The sequence below is a fragment of the Marinobacterium mangrovicola genome, from assembly GCF_004339595.1.
Taxonomy (GTDB): domain Bacteria; phylum Pseudomonadota; class Gammaproteobacteria; order Pseudomonadales; family Balneatricaceae; genus Marinobacterium_D; species Marinobacterium_D mangrovicola.
Genome location: NZ_SMFU01000007.1, coordinates 373,085 through 392,959, shown reverse-complemented (window position 1 = coordinate 392,959; position 19,875 = coordinate 373,085). Strand labels below are relative to the sequence as shown.

Annotated in this window: 16 protein-coding genes; 9 read left to right on the top strand and 7 right to left on the bottom strand. The window is 57.5% G+C overall.

Annotated elements, in window-relative coordinates; translation table 11 throughout:
* Positions 1–26: 26 nt before the first annotated feature.
* The 3 genes from CLV83_RS02635 to CLV83_RS02625 all read left to right on the top strand — a co-directional run bounded on the left by CLV83_RS02635 (position 27) and on the right by CLV83_RS02625 (position 3,328).
* Positions 27–785: a hypothetical protein gene (locus CLV83_RS02635; protein WP_132287112.1), complete on the top strand. Its 759-nt coding sequence runs from the start codon at positions 27–29 to the stop codon at positions 783–785.
* A gap of 34 nt (positions 786–819) precedes the next feature.
* The gene (locus CLV83_RS02630) at positions 820–1,434 is read left to right on the top strand and encodes a glutathione S-transferase N-terminal domain-containing protein (protein WP_132287109.1); all 615 of its coding nucleotides are present in this window, start codon (positions 820–822) and stop codon (positions 1,432–1,434) included.
* 163 nt (positions 1,435–1,597) lie between these two features.
* On the top strand, positions 1,598–3,328 hold the full coding sequence (locus CLV83_RS02625; protein WP_132287106.1) for a DEAD/DEAH box helicase: 1,731 nt from the start codon (positions 1,598–1,600) through the stop codon (positions 3,326–3,328).
* 318 nt (positions 3,329–3,646) lie between these two features.
* On the opposite strand, the gene CLV83_RS02620 is transcribed toward CLV83_RS02625, so the two are convergent.
* A complete protein-coding gene (locus CLV83_RS02620; RefSeq protein WP_243642259.1) occupies positions 3,647–3,958 on the bottom strand; it encodes a GIY-YIG nuclease family protein in 312 nt (103 codons plus the stop codon).
* 346 nt (positions 3,959–4,304) lie between these two features.
* Between CLV83_RS02620 and nhaD the strand changes: the two genes are divergently transcribed.
* Complete coding sequence (nhaD, locus tag CLV83_RS02615; RefSeq protein ID WP_132287103.1) at positions 4,305–5,546, top strand: sodium:proton antiporter NhaD; 1,242 nt, start codon at positions 4,305–4,307, stop codon at positions 5,544–5,546.
* 165 nt (positions 5,547–5,711) lie between these two features.
* Here nhaD and cysG read toward each other — a convergent pair whose 3' ends face one another.
* The 6 genes from cysG to CLV83_RS02585 form a co-directional block, all read right to left on the bottom strand.
* Positions 5,712–7,118: a siroheme synthase CysG gene (gene cysG / locus CLV83_RS02610; protein WP_132287100.1), complete on the bottom strand. Its 1,407-nt coding sequence runs from the start codon at positions 7,116–7,118 to the stop codon at positions 5,712–5,714.
* A gap of 130 nt (positions 7,119–7,248) precedes the next feature.
* Positions 7,249–9,366, bottom strand: coding sequence for a hypothetical protein (locus tag CLV83_RS02605; protein WP_132287097.1), 2,118 nt, complete (start codon positions 9,364–9,366; stop codon positions 7,249–7,251).
* 144 nt (positions 9,367–9,510) lie between these two features.
* Positions 9,511–10,134: a phosphoadenosine phosphosulfate reductase domain-containing protein gene (locus tag CLV83_RS02600; RefSeq protein ID WP_132287094.1), complete on the bottom strand. Its 624-nt coding sequence runs from the start codon at positions 10,132–10,134 to the stop codon at positions 9,511–9,513.
* A gap of 44 nt (positions 10,135–10,178) precedes the next feature.
* Complete coding sequence (locus CLV83_RS02595) at positions 10,179–10,661, bottom strand: DUF934 domain-containing protein (RefSeq protein WP_132287091.1); 483 nt, start codon at positions 10,659–10,661, stop codon at positions 10,179–10,181.
* A complete protein-coding gene (locus CLV83_RS02590) occupies positions 10,645–12,303 on the bottom strand; it encodes a nitrite/sulfite reductase (protein ID WP_132287088.1) in 1,659 nt (552 codons plus the stop codon). The genes CLV83_RS02595 and CLV83_RS02590 overlap by 17 nt, the downstream gene beginning before the upstream one ends.
* Before the next feature lie 73 nt (positions 12,304–12,376).
* Positions 12,377–13,162: a sulfite exporter TauE/SafE family protein gene (locus CLV83_RS02585; RefSeq protein WP_132287085.1), complete on the bottom strand. Its 786-nt coding sequence runs from the start codon at positions 13,160–13,162 to the stop codon at positions 12,377–12,379.
* Between the two features lie 296 nt (positions 13,163–13,458).
* Here CLV83_RS02585 and cysD point away from each other — a divergent pair, with 296 nt between their 5' ends.
* The 5 genes from cysD to rsxC all read left to right on the top strand — a co-directional run bounded on the left by cysD (position 13,459) and on the right by rsxC (position 19,855).
* Positions 13,459–14,376: a sulfate adenylyltransferase subunit CysD gene (gene cysD / locus CLV83_RS02580; protein ID WP_132287081.1), complete on the top strand. Its 918-nt coding sequence runs from the start codon at positions 13,459–13,461 to the stop codon at positions 14,374–14,376.
* 67 nt (positions 14,377–14,443) lie between these two features.
* On the top strand, positions 14,444–16,135 hold the full coding sequence (cysN, locus tag CLV83_RS02575) for a sulfate adenylyltransferase subunit CysN (protein ID WP_132287078.1): 1,692 nt from the start codon (positions 14,444–14,446) through the stop codon (positions 16,133–16,135).
* A 196-nt stretch (positions 16,136–16,331) separates the two neighbouring features.
* Complete coding sequence (gene rsxA, locus CLV83_RS02570; protein ID WP_132287075.1) at positions 16,332–16,913, top strand: electron transport complex subunit RsxA; 582 nt, start codon at positions 16,332–16,334, stop codon at positions 16,911–16,913.
* 9 nt (positions 16,914–16,922) lie between these two features.
* Entirely contained in the window at positions 16,923–17,519 is a 597-nt protein-coding gene (rsxB, locus tag CLV83_RS02565) for an electron transport complex subunit RsxB (RefSeq protein ID WP_132287072.1), read from the top strand.
* Positions 17,519–19,855, top strand: coding sequence for an electron transport complex subunit RsxC (gene rsxC, locus CLV83_RS02560; protein ID WP_132287069.1), 2,337 nt, complete (start codon positions 17,519–17,521; stop codon positions 19,853–19,855). The genes rsxB and rsxC overlap by 1 nt, the downstream gene beginning before the upstream one ends.
* The last annotated feature ends 20 nt before the right edge of the window (positions 19,856–19,875 follow it).

Sequence of the window (19,875 nt, the reverse complement as noted above, 5' to 3'; positions counted from 1 at the left end):
AAAATGGACCTCATTCGGATACCCTCATGCAAAAAATAGCCGCTGTCGTTATTCTCGCTTTAGTTCTCGGAGGCGCCTACCTGTTCTGGTCCAGCAACCAGCAGCCGGCACCTGCCAAGGCAGAACCCCAGGTTTCTGCAGAAACCGCTTCGGCGGCCCGTTCCCATATCGAATCCCTGACCGCCAGCAGCGCCATGAGCGCCATCGATGTGAGGGACGCGAGCAACTTTGTCAGCGGCGATCAGCTGCTTACCCTGCCCGGATCCGCCGAGCAGGCAAGCATCGAGTCCGGCACCAGCAGCGACGGCGCCAGTACCTACGGCGTAGATCTTGGCCTGGCGGGCACCACGGCCGACACATCCAGCAGCGCACTTTCACAGCTGAACCGGATGCGACTCAAGGAGATACTCAACTCTCCCGAAAGCAACCCCAACGATGTGTTCTACATCCACTCGGTGGACAGCTACGACCGCCAGGGGCTCTGGGGCATCATGCAGGAAGGGCTGACAGAAACCTTCGCCCGCGGTATCAAGCTAAGCTCCGACAGCCGCACCCTTGCCGCCACGATCCCCGGCGATGCCGACGAGCGTCTTGATGACAGCTCCAGTTCTTTCCTCGGCCATATCCTGGACCAGAAGGTAAAAGACAGCCTGATCTACAACTACGATCAGGGTCTGCTCGGCCAGGACCCGAACCTGATTCAGCCCGGGCAGCAGCTACTCATCATCCGCTTCAGCGAAGATGAGCTGATCCGCATCTACAATTACTTCGCCGCGCAGGAGTGATTTCACTGTTGCGCTAACCAATCAGGAGTAAACCTTGATCGATCTTTATACCTGGGGCACCCCGAACGGCAGAAAAATATCCATCATGCTGGAAGCCTGCCACCTGCATTACAGCGTCCATCCTATCGATATTCAGGCCGGCGCCCAGTACAGCGAAGAGTTCCTGCGCATCAGCCCCAACAACAAGATCCCCGCCATCGTCGATGAGGACGGGCCCAATGGTGAGCCGATCAGCCTGTTCGAAAGCGGCGCGATATTGCTCTATCTGGCAGAAAAAACCGGTCAGTTTCTGCCGGACACACCGGCCCAGCGCTACAAAACACTGGAGTGGCTGATGTGGCAGATGGGTGGTTTTGGACCCTTTCTTGGCCAGGCACACCACTTCAACCGCTTCGCGCCCGAGCAGATTCCCTACGCCATGGAGCGCTATACCAAGGAGGCAAAACGCCTCTGGGGTGTGCTCGATAAACAGCTGAAAGGCCGCGAATTCGTCGTAGATGAGCTCAGTATCGCCGATTTTTCCATCTACCCCTGGGCCTGTCGCTACGAATGGCAACGTGTCGATCCGAACGACTTTGCCAACGTAAAAACCTGGATGGAAAAGATGGCCGGACTACCCTTCGTAGCGCGTGGGATGCAGGTACCCTGAGGATACCCCGAGAAAGAAACTGAATACTTTTTAACCAACAAATAACCCAATACATTGGACTTTTGGCGCATCCATGCGTAGTATGTGCGCCTTTCCTCCTGGCAACGCTGCCTGACTGTTCCTGCAGCAACGCCTCATCTCGACTCGGGTATACAATCACAGCATGTCAAATACTGATGCTCCCACCTCTTTTGGTGATCTGGGACTTTCATCCCCTATTCTTCAAGCTCTGGCCGACGTTGGCTACGAAACCCCCTCTCCGATCCAGGCCGGCGCCATTCCGCCGCTGCTTGAAGGTCGCGACATTCTGGGTCAGGCCCAGACAGGTACAGGTAAAACCGCAGCGTTCGCATTGCCGCTGCTGCAGCGTATCGATACATCTAAACAGCACCCTCAACTGCTGATCCTGGCACCGACCCGTGAGCTCGCGCTCCAGGTTGCCGATGCCTGCGAAAAGTATGCCCGTCATCTGACCGGCCTGCGCACTCTGTCCATCTACGGTGGTCAGGGTTACGACAGCCAGCTGCGCGCGCTGCGCCGTGGCGTCCAGGTTATTATCGGTACTCCGGGCCGTGTTATGGACCACGTACGTCGTGGCACCCTGGAACTGGACCGTCTGCAGACCCTGGTACTCGACGAAGCCGACGAAATGCTGCGCATGGGCTTTATCGATGACGTAGAGTGGATTCTTCAGCACACTCCGCCGCAGCGTCAGATCGCTCTGTTCTCGGCCACCATGCCGTCGGTCATCCGTCGCATCGCCGATAACTATCTGCAGGATCCGGCACTGATCAAGATCGCTGCCCAGACCGCCACCGCCAGCACCATTCGCCAGCGCGTCTGGACCGTACGCGGCATGAGCAAGATGGCCGCACTGACCCGTCTGCTGGAACTGGGTGAGCATGATGCCAGCCTGATCTTCGTACGCACCAAGACCGCCACCGAAGAACTGGCCGAAAAACTCACCTCCGCCGGCTTCCCGGCTGCTGCCCTGCACGGCGATATCGCCCAGCAGCAGCGTGAGCGCGTGGTCGAAAAACTGAAGCGCGGTGAACTGGATGTGGTTATCGCCACCGACGTCGTTGCTCGCGGCCTGGATGTTGAACGTATCAGCCACGTTATCAACTACGACATCCCTTATGATGCCGAGTCCTACATCCACCGTATCGGCCGTACCGGCCGTGCCGGCCGCCAGGGTGATGCGATCCTGTTTGTTGCACCGCGCGAACAGCGCCTGCTGAGCCAGATCGAGCGCACCACGCGCCAGCCGTTGGAACAGCTTAAGCTGCCGACCGCGAAAGAGATCAACGAACTGCGCATGGAACGTCTGAAACAGCGTGTCCAGGCTGCGGCAGAAAGCCCGAAAGCCGAGCAGTTCACTCAGCTGATCGCTGCCCTGACCGAAGGTGAAGATGCCATGGAGCCGGCCAAAGCCTGCGCCGCCGCTCTGTCCCTGATGTACAGCGACCAGCCGTTCCTGCTCGACGAAAACGAGCCCGATCCGAACGAAGTTCGCCCGCGCCGCGAGCGCAGCGATCGTCGCGACGACTCCGGCCAGCCGCGTCGCAAGACCCAGCGCAACGCACCTCCTGCCGATGGCATGGAGCGCTTCTGGATCGGCGTCGGCCACACCCATGGTGTGAAACCGGGCAACATCGTCGGCGCTATCGCCAATGAAGCAGGCCTGGAAAGCCGCAGCATCGGTCGCATCAACATCAGCGACGAGTTCAGCACCGTCGACCTGCCGAGCGGCATCAAGGACGACGCCATGCAGACTCTGCGTCGCGCCCGCATCTGTGGTCAGCGACTGGACATCCGTCCGTGGATGGACAAGGGCAACAGCGCCCCCCGCAAGGGCGGCAACGGCAAGCGCAGCTTCCAGAAGCGCGGCTGATTTAGGCTAGACGTAAAAAGGGGGCATCCCGCCGAGATGCCCCCGTTTCGTGCCGGAAAGATTCCGGCTAAAGACCATGCTAAAGCATGGAGGATATGGATGCCTGCTACTCACCACACCTGTTGTGTGTTGGTACAAAGGCAGTATAGCCACTCCCTCCCCAACCGCCCGTTCATCAAGCGGTCATTTCCCTGAAAGATTTTCAACGCGCCCGACAATTTCGGAAAGCTGCTTAATTCAGCGCTGCCTACAGCCAGTTTAAGTCCGCAATTCGCTACAGCCGAACGACTCCTGCGACCCTCAGATCGTAACACCCAATTATTCAGATTCGGCGCTGACAGCAAGTCCGATACCTCCAGACGCCACAAGGCGCTGCTTCGCTGCCCGGCGCATCTGCTTGATCGCATATTCTCGCCGCAATGCTGCCGCCCTATCCGCCTGGGTTTCGCACCAGATCATGGTCACCGGACGACGCGCCCGGGTATAGCGGGCACCGAGGCGATTGCACTCATTGTGCTCACGTAATCGACGCTTGGGATCAGTGGTCACACCGGTATAAAAACTACTGTCGGCACAACGCAAAATATAAACATACCATTGCTGCATGGCCGTGAGTTTGCCAGTATCCATCGACGCTCGCCAGTTCTATATCATTCCGCAATAGACAACATCGACAACACCCTCTTTGCAACCGGAAAACCTGAGACGATGCCCTGAGGATGAAACCCCATCGATCATCAGCTATCTCAAAAACCAATAGCTTAGTACTAAAACACTAGAGTCTTCGACTTCAGCTAGACCTGTCCCGAGAGTAGAATAGGCACCAATCCTGTGCAGTCCCACTGACTGACCCTCTGCTACGCGCAAGGACCGAATCCGGGCTTCTCACTGACCAGCCCGAAATCAACTCATCCCTGTAGCCTCGCATGATCGACCGCAAAAATGCTGCACACTCACTTTGATTGGGGCATCTTGCATGCATTCTCTGCTACTCCTGATCGCAGGCGTCGCCTTCCTGTCGATCGTCCTCGAGGACGTTATTCACGTCAACAAGGCTAAAACCACCCTCTTTTTCGGCACCCTCTCCTGGCTGCTTATCTTCCTCTTTCCCGAGGGCGGGATGTCTCCCGACCTGATCCGCGAAAAGCTCGATGAAAACCTTCTCGAAATCGCCAGCCTCTGGCTGTTCTTGATGGCTGCCATGACCTTCGTTGCATTTCTTAACCATCAGGGGCTGATTGAGGCACTGATCTACAAGGTACTGCCACGCAAGGTCGGCGAGAAAAAGCTGATGTTCATGGTAGCGGGCTTTGCCTTTGTCTTCTCATCCCTGTCAGACAACATCACCGCTACCCTGGTCTCCATTGCACTGGTGCTTTCACTACGCATGGAAGCCCGAAAAACGCTGAGATTTGCGGTGATGGTGGTGTTTGCAGTCAACTCTGGCGGCGTCTCATTAATCACCGGCGACGTCACGACCCTGATGATTTTCATGGCAGACAAGGTAGAGATTCAGGACCTGCTGTTCCTGTCACTGCCAGCACTGGTCAGTGTCATGCTACTGGCAGCACTGTTGGCACGGCCACTGAAGGGTGAAGTTGAGATCATCCCTACCGAACGTCGTGACGACCGGGTCGGCAAGGTGATCGCCGCGATCTTCCTGATGACCATCATCGGCACCATTATTCTTAACGTGATCGCCGGTATTCCACCGGTACTGACCTTCCTGTTCGGGCTGTCGATCATGTTCCTGATCGGCCGTTTCTACTACAAGGATGACGAGCGCGAGGGGCTGCTCGACTACATCCGCGTGATCGAATACGACACCCTGCTGTTCTTCCTGGGGATTCTGCTGCTGGTCGGCATGCTCAAGGAGATCGGCGTATTGAACTCCCTGGTGGGGGTCTATGAAGTTATGCCGACCACGGCCGCCAACTTTGTCATGGGCCTGCTGTCATCCCTGGTCGACAACGTGCCACTGACCGCAGCCATGCTGAAAGCGAATATCGTGATGACGCCGGCACAATGGCTGACACTGACCTATTCGGTAGGCGTGGGCGGTTCACTGCTGGTAATCGGCTCGGCGGCAGGTATCGTTGCCATGAGCAAGGTGGAAGCAGTTACCTTCGGCAGCTTCGCCCGCTACTCATTCTTCCTGCTGATCGCCTATTCGGCGGGATTCTCGGGAAGCTATCTCGTCGGCAATATGCTGCATTGATACATGCTGCATTGAAAAGGCCACCGCCCGCATCGCAGGCGGTGCTAAACAGATACGCCGTAACAGACAGCCTGTCACGGTGATCCTGTTAAGCAATAAGGGATAATCGCGACGAGGGCGTCTCGGTATTAAGCCTCGCCCTGTTGCGGCAAAAGCGGAAACAGCTCAGGCGTCGGCCTGAGCCCCTTCGGTCTGACCAAACCAGGCCAGCTTTGACTGCAACTCCACAACCTCACCAAGGATCACAATCGCCGGCGCGGGCAGCTGCGCTTCCCGCTGACGCTCGACAATATCATCCAGGCGACCGGTCAGTACGCGCTGATCCGGGGAGGTCCCCTGGGACACGATAGCTACCGGCGTATCACCCGGCTTACCATGATCCATCAGACCCTGGCACAGCTTCTCCAGTGTATGTAGACCCATGTAAAAAACGATGGTCTGATTGGGATGAACCAGCTCATCGAACTTCAGGTCAGAGGTCCGATTTTTCAACTGACCGGTGACAAACTTCACCGACTGGGCGTAATCGCGATGGGTCAGCGGTATACCGGCATAGGTGGAACAGGCGCTGGCGGCGGTAATACCAGGCACCACCTGAAACGGAATGCCATGCGCCTTGAGCTCTTCAATCTCTTCACCACCACGGCCGAAAATGAACGGATCACCCCCTTTCAGACGCACCACACGACGCCCATTGCGAGCATGCTCCACCAGCAGCGCATTGATCCCCTGCTGCGGCACACTATGGTTGTCACGAGCCTTACCCACGTAGATCAGATCAGCATCACGACGGCATAGATCCAGCACCTCAGGGGACACCAGTCGATCGTAAAGCACCACGTCGGCCTGCTGCATCAGGCGAAGCGCCTTGAATGTCAGCAGCTCAGGGTCGCCGGGACCGGCACCCACCAGATAAACCTCGCCAACGCCGGCTTCACCCTGATCGCTGACCAGTTCCTTTTCAAGCATCTGCGCGGCTTCATCTTCGCGACCGGCAAACACCCGCTCAGCGACCTCGCCCTGCAGGATCTTCTCCCAGAACTTGCGGCGATCATTAACGTTGTTAAAACGGGCTTTAACCCGGTCACGGAAACCGCCTACCAATTGCCCCAGACGGCTGTAGCTGCCGGGAATCAGCGTTTCCAGCTTGGCTCTCAGCATCCGCGCCAGCACCGGGGACTGACCACCGGAGCTGATACCGATAACAATCGGGGAACGATCAACGATCGCCGGAAAAACGAAGGTGCATAGCAGCGGATTATCTACTACGTTGACCGGCAGCGAGCGCTCCACCGCATCATAATGCACACGCTCGTTAAGCACCTGATCATCGGTGGCCGCAATCACCAGCGCCACATCATCCAGCAGCGCGGGATGATATTCGCCGATAATCACTTGCCCTGCGTGCAACTCCACAAGCTCACGGAGTTCTTCATGCACCTCATGAGAGACCACGCTAACCTGGGCACCAGCACGCACCAGCAGGCGCGCTTTACGCAACGCCACATCACCACCACCAATCAGCAGTGCGCGACGTTTTTTCAAATCAAAAAATAGCGGCAGGTAATCCAACTCTTTCTCCTGAAACTAATGGGTCCCTGAAACCGATGGACGACTGGAGCCCAAATCCATGTGCGGACCCGGAACTCCAGACCACTCCTGCCGCCACAGCAAGCTATGAAGCTGTTCACAGCCTCCCTGATCAGGGCAGACGGGAGTAGCGATAAAGCCCTTCGCCTTCTTCATCAGTGTAGATGCAATCAAATCCACCCTCTGCCGGCAGCAGATCACAGCGCGCTGCATGAGGCTCCAGCTCAACCCAATCCTCATCACAGCTATCACGGAACTGCCCGTCAGCGATGTCGAAACGCAGCTGACCACCCACTTTTTCCCAGCTGTAGGCATAGGTCAGGGTTTGACACTGACCGGTGGGGTCGAACTCCGTGTAACTGCCGCTACCATCAGCATTGATCGACTCTTCGCCAATCATCGGCGGCTGACCGCAGTTCTGGTTCAGATCTCGCACTTCGTATCGGCCGGCCAGATCATCGGCCGTCAACTCGGCAGCGGTGGCCGGCAGCATCTGCATCTGGGTATCACCAACCAGTCCGCCCTGCTCAATATCGGTGCGATAGTGAAGACGCATCGGCTGACTGCGCACCGCCTGACGAATCCGTGCATGCGCCATACAGGCATCGCTATTAACGCCAGAAGCCTGGCTCAACAGCGAATCCGGCAGCGTATCGATCCAATCCGCAATCCGCGGATAATCGAAGCTCATCGCCATCAGACCATTCGGCTCCAGCCCTTCCTGCGCTAAACCCTGCACAGCCTCCGCAGCCTGATCCCCGGAATAGATCACCAGATGCTGACCCTGCTTGCCCAGCTGTGCAGTCAGCCCCGGCGACAGGAAACCGAGATCAACTTCGGTCATGGCACCATCCACCGGCAACTTCGGCAGACGGCCACTGGACTGAGGTACGGCAGTGGTATTAAACAGGGAGATGAGCAGCTCCGGATTTGCCGTTGCGATGCTGAACAGGAAATCCACCGACTCCGGCAGACCGCTAGCCTGGGAGAAGGACAGGTCGTAGATCGACAATCCTGCGCCCTTAATACCCTGCGCCATCCCAGTGACTACGCCCAGCAAGGCCGGATTAGTCGACGCCATCTGCTGCTGCATCTGCTGCAGCTGCGGGCACTGATAAGTCGCCTCGCCCGCCAGAGACCAGAGTTTGGTCAGAGCCGGCACCAGAGCATCCATATCTATACCCGTTGCCAGCCCCGCCATCTGATCGCCATTCACATGACTCGGCAGATGACCGCGTAACGACGTGAGGATCCCGGTAACCGCCTCTGACTTCATTTCGAGCAGTGAGCGCATGCTGATATCGACACTGTCACCCTCGGCACTGACAGACTGGTAACCAAACACCAGACGCGGTACCGAATCGACCAGACCGACGATCTCATTGCGACAGACCGGCTCAAGATCCGCAGTCAGCGGATTAGGCCTATCGGCACGCTGACTCAGCGCAGCCAGGTCCCGGGACAGACGACTGTCACCCACCTGAAGCAAACCCTCGGCAAGACGCTTAAGATGAACAAAACCACTAAAGCTTCCGGAGAATCCCTGATCCTTGTTCAGCTGGGCCACTTCACCGCTGCTTGCCAGCGACTGCTCAGGGGCCTGAAGACCAAGGCGCTCAGCCTCCGCACCTTCAGAATCCAGGGAGGAAAAGAAAGTAATGGTCGCCAGCGATTCCTGCTGCGCCACGACCAGATCGACGTAATCAGCACTATCGGCCGGCGTCAGGCGCCAGCGTTTCAGGCTGACATCACCACGCACTTCAGTGGCAGGCTCTACCCCTGACTCGCTGCTGATACCCGCCCAGACACCATCAAATGCCGCCTGATCTGCAAGGTGCATCCGCAGTACCGGGAAAACGCCGTGCGTATAAAAAGCCGAGTCGCCCGCCAGATCGATACCGTAATGGGCAAACAGCTGTCGATAGCTGGAAGATTGGGCCGCGAAATCCAACAACAGCGCGCGCAGCACATTTTCACCAGGCACCGAGGTTTCCGGCGTCTCGCCGATCTCCTCGAGCAGCTGTTCAAGCTGAACCGGATCAATGGCACTGATCGGGTAATCCAGCATCCGCTCGGTAACCTGCTCATCCGGGGTACCACCGAAATAGACTACCGTATCGGCCGGCACATAGGCCTCAAGGCTCTTGTCGGCGGCTCCGGATTGCCAGAGCCAGCTGCCTGCCGCCACAACGGCAAAAAACAGTAGCACCGGGATGGTCAGTTTTTTCATCTACATCACTCCTTGAATTGAGATCGAGGGCGAGCTCGAACGTTGCCCGGATTCTAACCCAGCAACGCGGCATTTCCTGCCCCGAATGATAAAAAAAGCCGGGCAACTGCGGTGCCCGGCTTTTCTGACTTCATTTAAAACCGCTTACAGCTGGGTGTGCAGCCCGCACTCACGGGTTTCCAGCGCTTTGGTCGGATCGAAGTAATCGTTTTCGTTAGGCAGATCGTGCTCTTCCAGGTAAGCATCCATCTGCGCTTCACTCCAGTTGAATAGAGGCGCAACTTTCAGCACGCCATCCTTGCTCGCCGTCACTACATCCAGAGACTGACGAAACTCGGTCTGATCCTTACGAATCGCGTTAAACCAGAGGTCCGGCTTGAGTTCAGCCAGGGCGCGCTGGAACGGCTCCAGCTTAACCTGACGGGTAAACTCCTCGTGCTGCGGATCATCCACATCAGGAATGCCCTTCATCAGCACGTTACGACGCGCTGCAGTCATCTCCGGAATGTATGTGACGATATTCAGGTTCAGATCCTTGATCACCTTTTCCGCAAAACGATAGGTGGCCGAGGTGTTGTAGCCCGAATCAACCCAAAGCACTTTGATATCCGGTTTGATGCGGGTAACCATGTGCAGGATCACCGCTTCATAAGGACGGAAGTTGGTGGTGACCAGCGGGTTTTCAGACTGGCCCAGCGCCCACTCCACGATTTCCTGAGGCGTTTTACCTTCCAGCGCAGCGTTCGCTGCCGTCAGATCGATACTCATCTTTGTTTCCCTCAATTCTTTTCCGTTAAACCCTGCCCTTCAACTTAACTCTGAAGGTAGATCGGACGCGGATCATCAGCGCTGCCCTGGTAGTGGACGCTGATCTCTTCAAACGCTTTCAGGAAGTCGTCGGAGTAGACCTCTTCACTGAATTCATAGGCGTTGAAACCGCAGCGCTCCATGTAACCAAGCTGATCACGGGCCGGGTTGCCGACTGCACGCAGCTCGCCGTTGAATCCGGCGCGACGCAGAATACGCGCCAGGGAGAAACCACGACCATCGCGGAACGCCGGGAACTCCACGGCGATCATTGGGAAGCTGTCCAGCGATTCAAGCACCGGGGTCAGATCATCATCGCCGTTAACACGAACGGCGATATCACCCGACTGAGCAGTCAGCGCATCCTTGTGTTCAAGGTAGAGCGCCAGCGGCACCAGCAGATCACCGCTCGCAGGCAGGCTCTCAGCATCTTCAACCAGCTGCCAGCGGTCGTCGGTAACAGGTTTGCGATCAATGAGCAGCGGCATAGACTTTCTCCTTGAACGGGGCAACGCCCACGCGGCGTACGGTATCAACAAAGCGCTCTTCTTCGGTGCGCACTTCAACATAGGTTTCCAGCAGCTTCTTCAGGGTCTCAGCCACATCGTCGGCAGCGACCGCTTTACCCAGGACCTTACCCAGGGAAGCGTCTTCACGATCAGAGCCACCGATGGTGATCTGATACCAATCTTCGCCCTTCTTATCGACACCCAGAATACCGATGGCGCCGATGTGATGATGACCACAGGCGTTGATGCAACCAGACATGTTCAGACGGATCTCACCCAGATCGTAGAGGTAGTCCAGATCATCGAACGCCCGGTTGATCTGCTCGGCGATGTTCAGCGTCTTGGCATTGGCCAGGCCACAGAAGTCAAAGCCCGGGCAAACGATCATGTCGGTCAGGGTATTGATGTTCGGACGCGCCATGTTGTGCTCGGCGAGCTTCTGCCAGACGGCATACAGGTCAGCGTTTTTCACATCGGCCAGTACCAGGTTCTGCTCGTGGGTAGAGCGCGCCTGACCGAAGGAATACTGCTCCGCCAGATCGGCTACCACTTCCAGCTGCAGGTCGGTGATATCACCGGCCGGCTCCAGCTGCGGCTTCAGAGAGACAACAACGGCGGTGTAACCCGGCACCTTGTGGTTGTGGGTGTTGCGCTCGTACCAGACGCGGAACGCTTCATCGCTATCCAGCTTCTGCTGCAGACTGGTATCGTTAGCCGCATCGGCGTCGTATTCAAATGGCTGGAAGAAGCCTTTAACACGCTCGATCTCGGCGTCGGTCAGAACTAGCTCACTGGAGCGGATGTTGGCCCACTCCGCTTCAACTTCGTCACGGAACGCATCGATACCCATTGCTTCGACGAGAATCTTGATACGTGCCTTGTACTTGTTGTCGCGACGGCCTTTGAGGTTGTAGACGCGCAGGATCGCTTCCAGATAGGAGAGCAGGTCTTTCTTCTCGATGAACGGACGGATCTGCTTGCCGATGACCGGGGTACGCCCCAGACCGCCACCGACCAGAACCTCGAAGCCCACTTCGCCAGCATCGTTCTTGACCAGGTGCAGGCCAATATCGTGAACCTGGGAAGCGGCACGATCTTTCGGGCTGCCGGTGACGGCGATCTTGAACTTACGCGGCAGATAAGCGAATTCCGGATGCAGCGTAGACCACTGACGGATGATCTCGCACCAGGGGCGCGGATCTTCCAGCTCGTCAGGAGTGACACCAGCAAACTGATCCGTGGTGGTATTACGGATACAGTTACCGGAAGTCTGAATGGCGTGCATCTGCACTTCCGCCAGCTCCGCCAGGATATCCGGCACCTCTTCCAGCTTCGGCCAGTTGAACTGGATGTTGGTGCGGGTGGTGAAGTGACCGTAGCCCTTATCGTATTTACGGGCGATATGACCCAGTTTGCGCAGCTGCGGCGAAGAGATCAGGCCGTAAGGAATGGCCACACGGAGCATCGGCGCATGGCGCTGGATGTACAGACCATTCATCAGGCGTACGGCGAGGAATTCATCGTCCGACAGCTCACCCGCCAGGAAACGCCGGGTCTGATCGCGGAACTGCTCAACCCGCTCGTCGACGATCTTCTGATCGACTTCGTTATAAATGTACATGATTGGCTACCTTCAACCGGGACAAAACCCGGGTTCACTTAAGGTTGTCGTTTTAAAAGGATTCGTTCGAATCTCAGGCTGCGATTACAAACCTCAGCCCTATGACCATCAGCAGCGACCCCATGATCGGCTGCATCAGGCGAGGTGACAGGCGGACACCGAAATGACTGCCTACGAATACCCCTGGCAGCGAACCCGCCAGCAGGTAAAGCAGCAGTTCCAGATCAACACCACCCATCTGGTAGTGACCGGCACCTGCCACAGAAGTCAAAACCACCGCGTGGACCAGATCGGTTCCCACAATGGCGGGCATTGTCATGCGCGGGTAGAGAACAATCAACAGCGCTGTTCCCAGAGCACCCGCACCGACCGAAGAAAGCGTTACCATGGCACCCAGCGCAAAGCCGGTAAGCACCGTGATCACAGGACGCCAGCGACGCACGCTGGAGGTGAACGGATTATCGCGCAGCGAACCGGCCAGATCACGGATCCGCGCACGCATAAATACCGCAACTGAAGTGAGCACCAGCGAGACACCCAGCGTCATATTCATCAGGTGCTCTATCTGCTCAAGGCCTTCGAGCCCCTCCAGATAGTTAAGAGTAAACAGACTGCCCGGGATAGAACCGAGCAGAAGAAAGCCAACAATCTTCCACTGCACAAGCTTGTTACGCGCATAGGAGACCACACCGCCACATTTGGTGATCGCGGCGTAGAGCAGATCGGTACTGACAGCAACAAAAGGCGGAATGCCGAAAACGACGATCAGGATAGGCGTCATCAGGGCACCACCACCGATACCGGTGAGGCCGACAACAACGCCGACAAACAACCCTGCAAATATGTACGCGAATTCCATTACGGGCACCCTGCTTCCTAAAGTACAAAACGATGCGCCATAGTAGCGGCTAGGTTATATAACACAAAATAATTAATGATAATTTTGTTATTCCCAAAGGTTACATAGAAGCACACCAGGCCCAAACAACCCTTTATAACTTTAGAGCATCGAAAAATTTCCATTTATTCTTTTTGATTTTATAAAAACTCAGCGATAATCTCGCCGCATCGAAGGTTGTATGTGCCTACTCCACCAACGAGTCCAGCAACCAAGAATTACTCATCGAACCCGACAACAGTTTTGAAGAGCGCATGATGAATCAGTTACCGGAACACCGTTTAACCCATCTAAAGCAGCTGGAAGCAGAAAGTATTCACATCATCCGGGAAGTGGCAGCGGAGTTTGATAATCCGGTAATGCTCTACTCCATCGGCAAGGACTCTTCGGTGATGCTGCATCTGGCACGCAAGGCGTTCTACCCGGGCACTCCGCCGTTCCCGCTGATGCACGTTGACACCACCTGGAAGTTCAAGGAGATGATCAAGTTCCGTGACAAGATGGCTGAAGAAGCTGGCATGGATCTGATCGTGCATATCAACCAGGAAGGCGTCGACATGGGCGTGGGCCCGTTTACCCACGGCTCGGCCAAGCATACCGACATCATGAAGACCCAGTCCCTGAAGCAGGCGCTGAACAAGTACAAGTTCGACGCAGCCTTTGGTGGCGCCCGTCGTGATGAAGAAAAATCCCGCGCCAAAGAACGTGTATTCTCCTTCCGCGACAGCAACCATCGCTGGGACCCGAAAAACCAGCGCCCGGAACTGTGGAACATCTACAACACCCGCGTCGACAAGGGTGAGAGCATCCGTGTATTCCCGCTGTCTAACTGGACCGAGCTGGACATCTGGCAGTACATCTACCTGGAAAGCATCCCCATCGTTCCGCTGTACTACTCCGCAGTGCGTCCGGTGGTTGAGCGCGACGGCATGCTGGTAATGGTCGATGACGATCGTATGCCGCTGGGTGAAGAAGAACAGCCGATGATGAAATCTATCCGTTTCCGTACCCTGGGCTGCTACCCGCTGACCGGTGCCGTGGAATCCGAAGCCGACACCCTGCCTGACATCATTCAGGAGATGCTGCTGACCACCACGTCAGAGCGCCAGGGTCGCGCCATCGACCACGACAGCGCTGGCTCCATGGAGCAGAAAAAGATCGAGGGCTACTTCTGATCCTCAGTAGAGTTGATCGAAGCAGACTAATCTCCCGCTACAGATTTCGAACGAGTACCGAATAGTTATGAGCCACCAATCCGAACTGATCGCAGACGATATTGAAGCGTACCTGAACCAGCACGAGAACAAGGAACTGCTGCGTTTCCTGACCTGCGGTAGCGTTGACGACGGCAAATCCACCCTGATCGGCCGACTGCTGCACGATTCCAAAATGATCTATGAAGATCAGCTCGCCGCGATCCAGTCCGACAGCAAGAAAGTCGGCACCACTGGTGAAGAGATCGACCTGGCGCTGCTGGTCGACGGCCTGCAGGCAGAGCGCGAACAGGGCATCACCATCGATGTAGCCTACCGCTACTTCTCGACCTCCAAGCGCAAGTTCATCATCGCCGACACCCCGGGGCACGAGCAGTACACCCGCAACATGGCCACCGGCGCTTCTACCTGTGACCTGGCGATCATCCTGATCGATGCCCGTCATGGCGTACAGGTACAGACCCGCCGCCACAGCTTCATCGTCTCCCTGCTGGGTATCAAGCACACCATCGTTGCCATCAACAAGATGGACCTGGTGGACTTCAGCGAAGAGCGTTACGAAGAGATCAAGCGCGACTATCTGGCCTTTGCCGAGCAGCTGAACCTGCCGAACATCCACTTTGCCCCGATCTCTGCACTCAAGGGCGACAACGTGGTTAATCGTTCCGAGAGCATGCCCTGGTTTGATGGCGAGCCGCTGATGGCTCAGCTGGAAAACGTTGAGATTGCCAAGGAGTTCAACAAGGAAGCACTGCGCTTCCCGGTTCAGTACGTTAACCGTCCGAACCTGAACTTCCGCGGTTACTGCGGCACCCTGACCTCCGGCATCGTCCGCGTTGGCGACGAAGTCACCGTACTGCCGTCAGGCAAATCCAGCCGCGTCAAATCGATCGTCACCTTTGATGGCGAAATGGAAGAAGCCTTCCCGCCGATGTCCGTGACGCTAACCCTGGAAGACGAAATCGACGTTTCCCGCGGCGATCTGATCGTCAACTCCCAGCACGTGCCTGACGTTACCCGTCGCTTCGATGCCAACCTGGTATGGATGGCCGAGCAGGAGCTGGTACCGGGCCGCAGCTACGACATCAAGCTGGCGACTTCGCGCACCGCGGGCAGCATCACCGCTATCCGTCACCGCATCGACGTCAACACCCTGGAGCAGGCTCCTGCCGCGACGCTGGCGCTGAACGAGATCGCCCGGGTAGAGATCGATGTAGAGCGCGAACTGGTCGCAGATGACTATCGCGAGCACGCTGGTACCGGCTCATTTATCATCGTCGACCGTCTGACCAACGCCACCGTTGCCGCCGGCATGATCATCGGCGACTCTCTGGCTCTGGATGACGACTCGATCTACACCACGTCTGCTGTCTCCGCCGACGACCGTGCTCGCCGCTTCGGCCAGAAGCCTGGCATCGTCAGCATCGACGCAGGTGATAACAGCGCAGCACTGCTCTACACCCTGGAGAAGCGCCTGTTCGAACGCGGCCGCATGCCGCTGGTCGTAGAGCCGGGCAACCAGCCTGAAGGCACCGATCTGGCTGCACTTGCCGAGCTGCTGAAACAGAACGGTTTCGTGGTCCTGACCTCCGCTGCAACTGAAAACGCGTTTAGCGCCGGCTACACCGATGCTGCGGACGCATCCCTGGATGCCAACGCGGATATCAACAGCCAGGTTGAATCCCTGACTCAAGCCCTGGTTCGGGCGGAACTGATCTAACCGCCTGCCGGAGCCTACCCGCGCCTTTGATGACGCGGGGTCTGGCTCCACGTCGCAAAACGATAACCGGTGTATGGGCCTGTACAACTTTTAAAGTGTTTCAGGTGCTGTACACCGGTTTCTCCAATTCAGGTAAAATCAGCGGTTTCCGAATTTTCCGGCGACTCGCCGCCAACACAAGGTAACGACAGTCGTTATGACAGACTTCCTGCTCATACTGATCAGCACCGTACTGGTCAACAACTTCGTCCTCGTCCAGTTTCTCGGCCTCTGCCCGTTCATGGGCGTGTCCAACAAGCTGGAGACGGCGATGGGCATGTCGTTGGCCACCACCTTCGTTCTGACCCTGTCATCGGTCTGCAGCTACCTGGTTTACACCTACCTGCTGAAGCCGTTTGATCTGACCTTCCTGCAGACGATCTCCTTTATTCTGGTGATCGCCGTGGTGGTTCAGTTCACCGAGATGGTGGTGCATAAAACCAGCCCGCTACTTTATAAGCTGCTGGGGATTTTCCTGCCGCTGATCACCACCAACTGCGCCGTGCTCGGTGTCGCCCTGCTCAACATCAAGAAGCAGAACGACTTCTTTGAGTCGATCGCTTACGGCTTCGGCGCCGCCGTGGGTTTCTCCCTGGCACTGGTGCTGTTCTCAGCGATACGCGAGCGCGTAGCAGTCGCCGACGTGCCAGTCCCCTTCCGTGGTGCGGCGATCGGCATGGTTACCGCCGGCCTGATGTCGCTGGCCTTCATGGGATTCACCGGCCTGGTGCGGTTCTAAGGAGTTAGCATGGGTACCGTACTGACAGCAATTATTGTCCTGTTACTGCTTGCCGCCGCCTTCGGCGTACTGCTGGGCTATGCCTCGGTGCGCTTCAAGGTGGAAGGTAATCCGATCGTCGACCAGATAGATGCCATTCTGCCGCAGACCCAATGCGGTCAATGCGGCTATCCGGGTTGCCGCCCCTACGCCGAAGCAATCTCCAACGGCGACGCGATCAATAAATGCCCTCCGGGTGGTCAGAGCACCATCGAGGCACTGGCGGATCTGCTCGACGTAGAGGCCGTCCCTCTGGACTCTGAGCACGGCGAAGAAAAACCCAAGTCTGTCGCCTTTATCCGCGAAGACGAGTGCATCGGCTGCACCAAGTGCATCCAGGCCTGCCCTGTGGACGCGATCCTCGGTGCCGCTAAACAGATGCACACCGTTATTACCACTGAATGCACCGGCTGCGACCTCTGCGTCGAGCCCTGCCCGGTTGACTGTATCGACATGATCCCGATTGAAACCACGCCAAACACCTGGAAGTGGCCGGAACCGCCGGCCCCCATGGACCTGATCGCCACAGACCGTGGCCGTGGCCTGGCCACTTCGGAGGCACACTGATGTCCCAGGTGTTCTCTTTTCACGGCGGCATCCATCCGCCTGAAAACAAGAAGCAGTCTACCCGCGCGCCGATCGGCAAAGCACCGCTGCCGCAGCAGCTGGTGCTGCCGATGCAACAGCATATCGGCGGCCCCGCCGATCCCCTGGTCAGCGTTGGCGACAGCGTGCTTAAAGGCCAGCTGATCGCAGAGCCGATCGGCCGCATCAGCGCTTCCGTACACGCACCAACCTCCGGCAAGGTGATCGATATCGCCCACTACCCGGTGCCTCACGCATCGGGACTGAGCGGCGAGTGCATTGTGATCGAAGCAGACGGCGAAGATCGCTGGATCGAGCATGAAGGGATAGCCGACTACAAGGCCATTGAGCGCACCGAACTGATCGAGCATATCCGCGCCAGCGGCATCTCGGGCATGGGCGGCGCAGGCTTTCCCACCGATGTGAAGCTGCACCTGAGCGAAGATCACATCGTTAATACGCTGATCATCAACGCCGCGGAGTGCGAACCGTACATCACCGCCGACGATATGCTGATGCGTGAGCGTCCGCACGAGATTATCGGTGGCATCGAGGTCATCGCCCACCTGTTGCGCCCGAGCCATATCCTGATCGGCATTGAAGACAACAAGACCAACGCCATCCACGCACTGGAAGCGGCGGTTAAACACTGCGATCTCAATATTGATATCGTAGTGGTACCGACCAAGTACCCGTCCGGCGGCGAACGTCAGCTGATCAAGCTGCTGACAGATATTGAAGTACCGGCCGGCAAAATCCCGGCGGATATCGGTATCGTTTGTCAGAACGTGGGCACCACATCGGCCGTTTACCGCGCCGTCCACAAGGGCGAACCACTGATCTCCCGTATCGTCACCGTCACTGGCGACGCGGTGCGCCATCCGAAGAACCTCGAGGTACTACTGGGCACACCGTTCCGCAGCCTGCTGGAAGCCTGCGATCTACGACCCGAGGCCCTGTCACGACTGGTGATGGGCGGCCCGATGATGGGCGTGACCGTCGACAACGACCGCATCCCGGTAATCAAGACCACCAACTGCCTGATCGCTGCCACTCAGCAGGAGATGCCGCCCGCGCCACCGGCCCAGGCCTGCATCCGCTGCGGCATGTGCGAGCAGGCCTGCCCGGCCGACCTGCTACCACAGCAGCTCTACTGGTTTGCCAAGGGACGCGAGTTCGACAAGGCCAGGCACCACAACCTGTTTGACTGCATCGAATGCGGCGCCTGCGCCTATGTCTGCCCGAGCAACATCCCACTGGTTCAGTATTACCGTTTCGCCAAGTCGGAGATCCGAACCGAAGAGCGCGAGCAGCAGAAAGCTGACCACGCCCGTGAACGCTTCGAAGCACGCCAGGCTCGCCTGGAACGTGAAGCGGCGGAGAAGGAGGCCAAACGTAAGGCGCGCGCAGCAGAAGCCGCGAAGGCTCAGGAAGCACGCAAGGCTGCAGCCGCCAAACCCAAGGAAGAAGCCACCGAGCAGGCTACTCCAGACATCAAGCAACTGAAGACAGCCGCCGCTGTGGCGCGCACCAAACTGAAGAAGGCACAGAAGGCGTTTGACGAAGCCGCCGCCGGCAATAGCGAAGGCCTGGCGGAGCTTGAGCAGGCGCTGAACGATGCGCGTAGCAAGGCGGAAGCCGCCGAGAAGGCACTTGAGGCCGGCTCCCCCGCGCCCTCCGAGGGCGGCAACGCCGAGCTGAAGCAGTTGAAAGTAGCTGCAGCCGTTGCCCGCACCAAGCTTAAAAAAGCCCAGGATGCGCTGAAAAACGCGGAAGACAAAGGCCTGGACGGCATCGACAAACTGCGCGCCACGGTGGAAACACTGGAGAACAAAGCGGACGAGGCGCAGAAAGCCTTTGAAGCAGCGCAACCCGCCGAGACAGCCGAAAAGACAGAAGCACCGGCCAAGCCCGAGCCTGCCGCCGAGCCGGCGCTGGACGCCAAGGCGCTGAAACAGCAGGTGTCGATCATGCGCACCAAGCTTAAGAAAGCCGAAGCCGCACTGGAAGCCGCAGAAAGCGATGACGAGCGCTCAGCACTGCAAGCGGATGTCGACGATCTGAAAAAACGTTTCGATGAAGCCACCGAAGCGTTCAACAAGGTCGAGAAAGCCAAGATGGACGCTGCGGCCCAGGCGGGCATCGACCTTAAGCAACTGCGTATCGACGCCGCTATGGCCAAAGCCGCGATCACCAAGGGTGAGCGCGCGCTGAAGAAGGCCGAAGCCGACGACGAACGCGAGCAGATCGAACAGGAACTGGTCGCGGCAAAGGCCAAATCCGACGAACTGCACAAGACGCTGAGCCAGTATGACTAACCTTTTTCTGCCACAGGAAC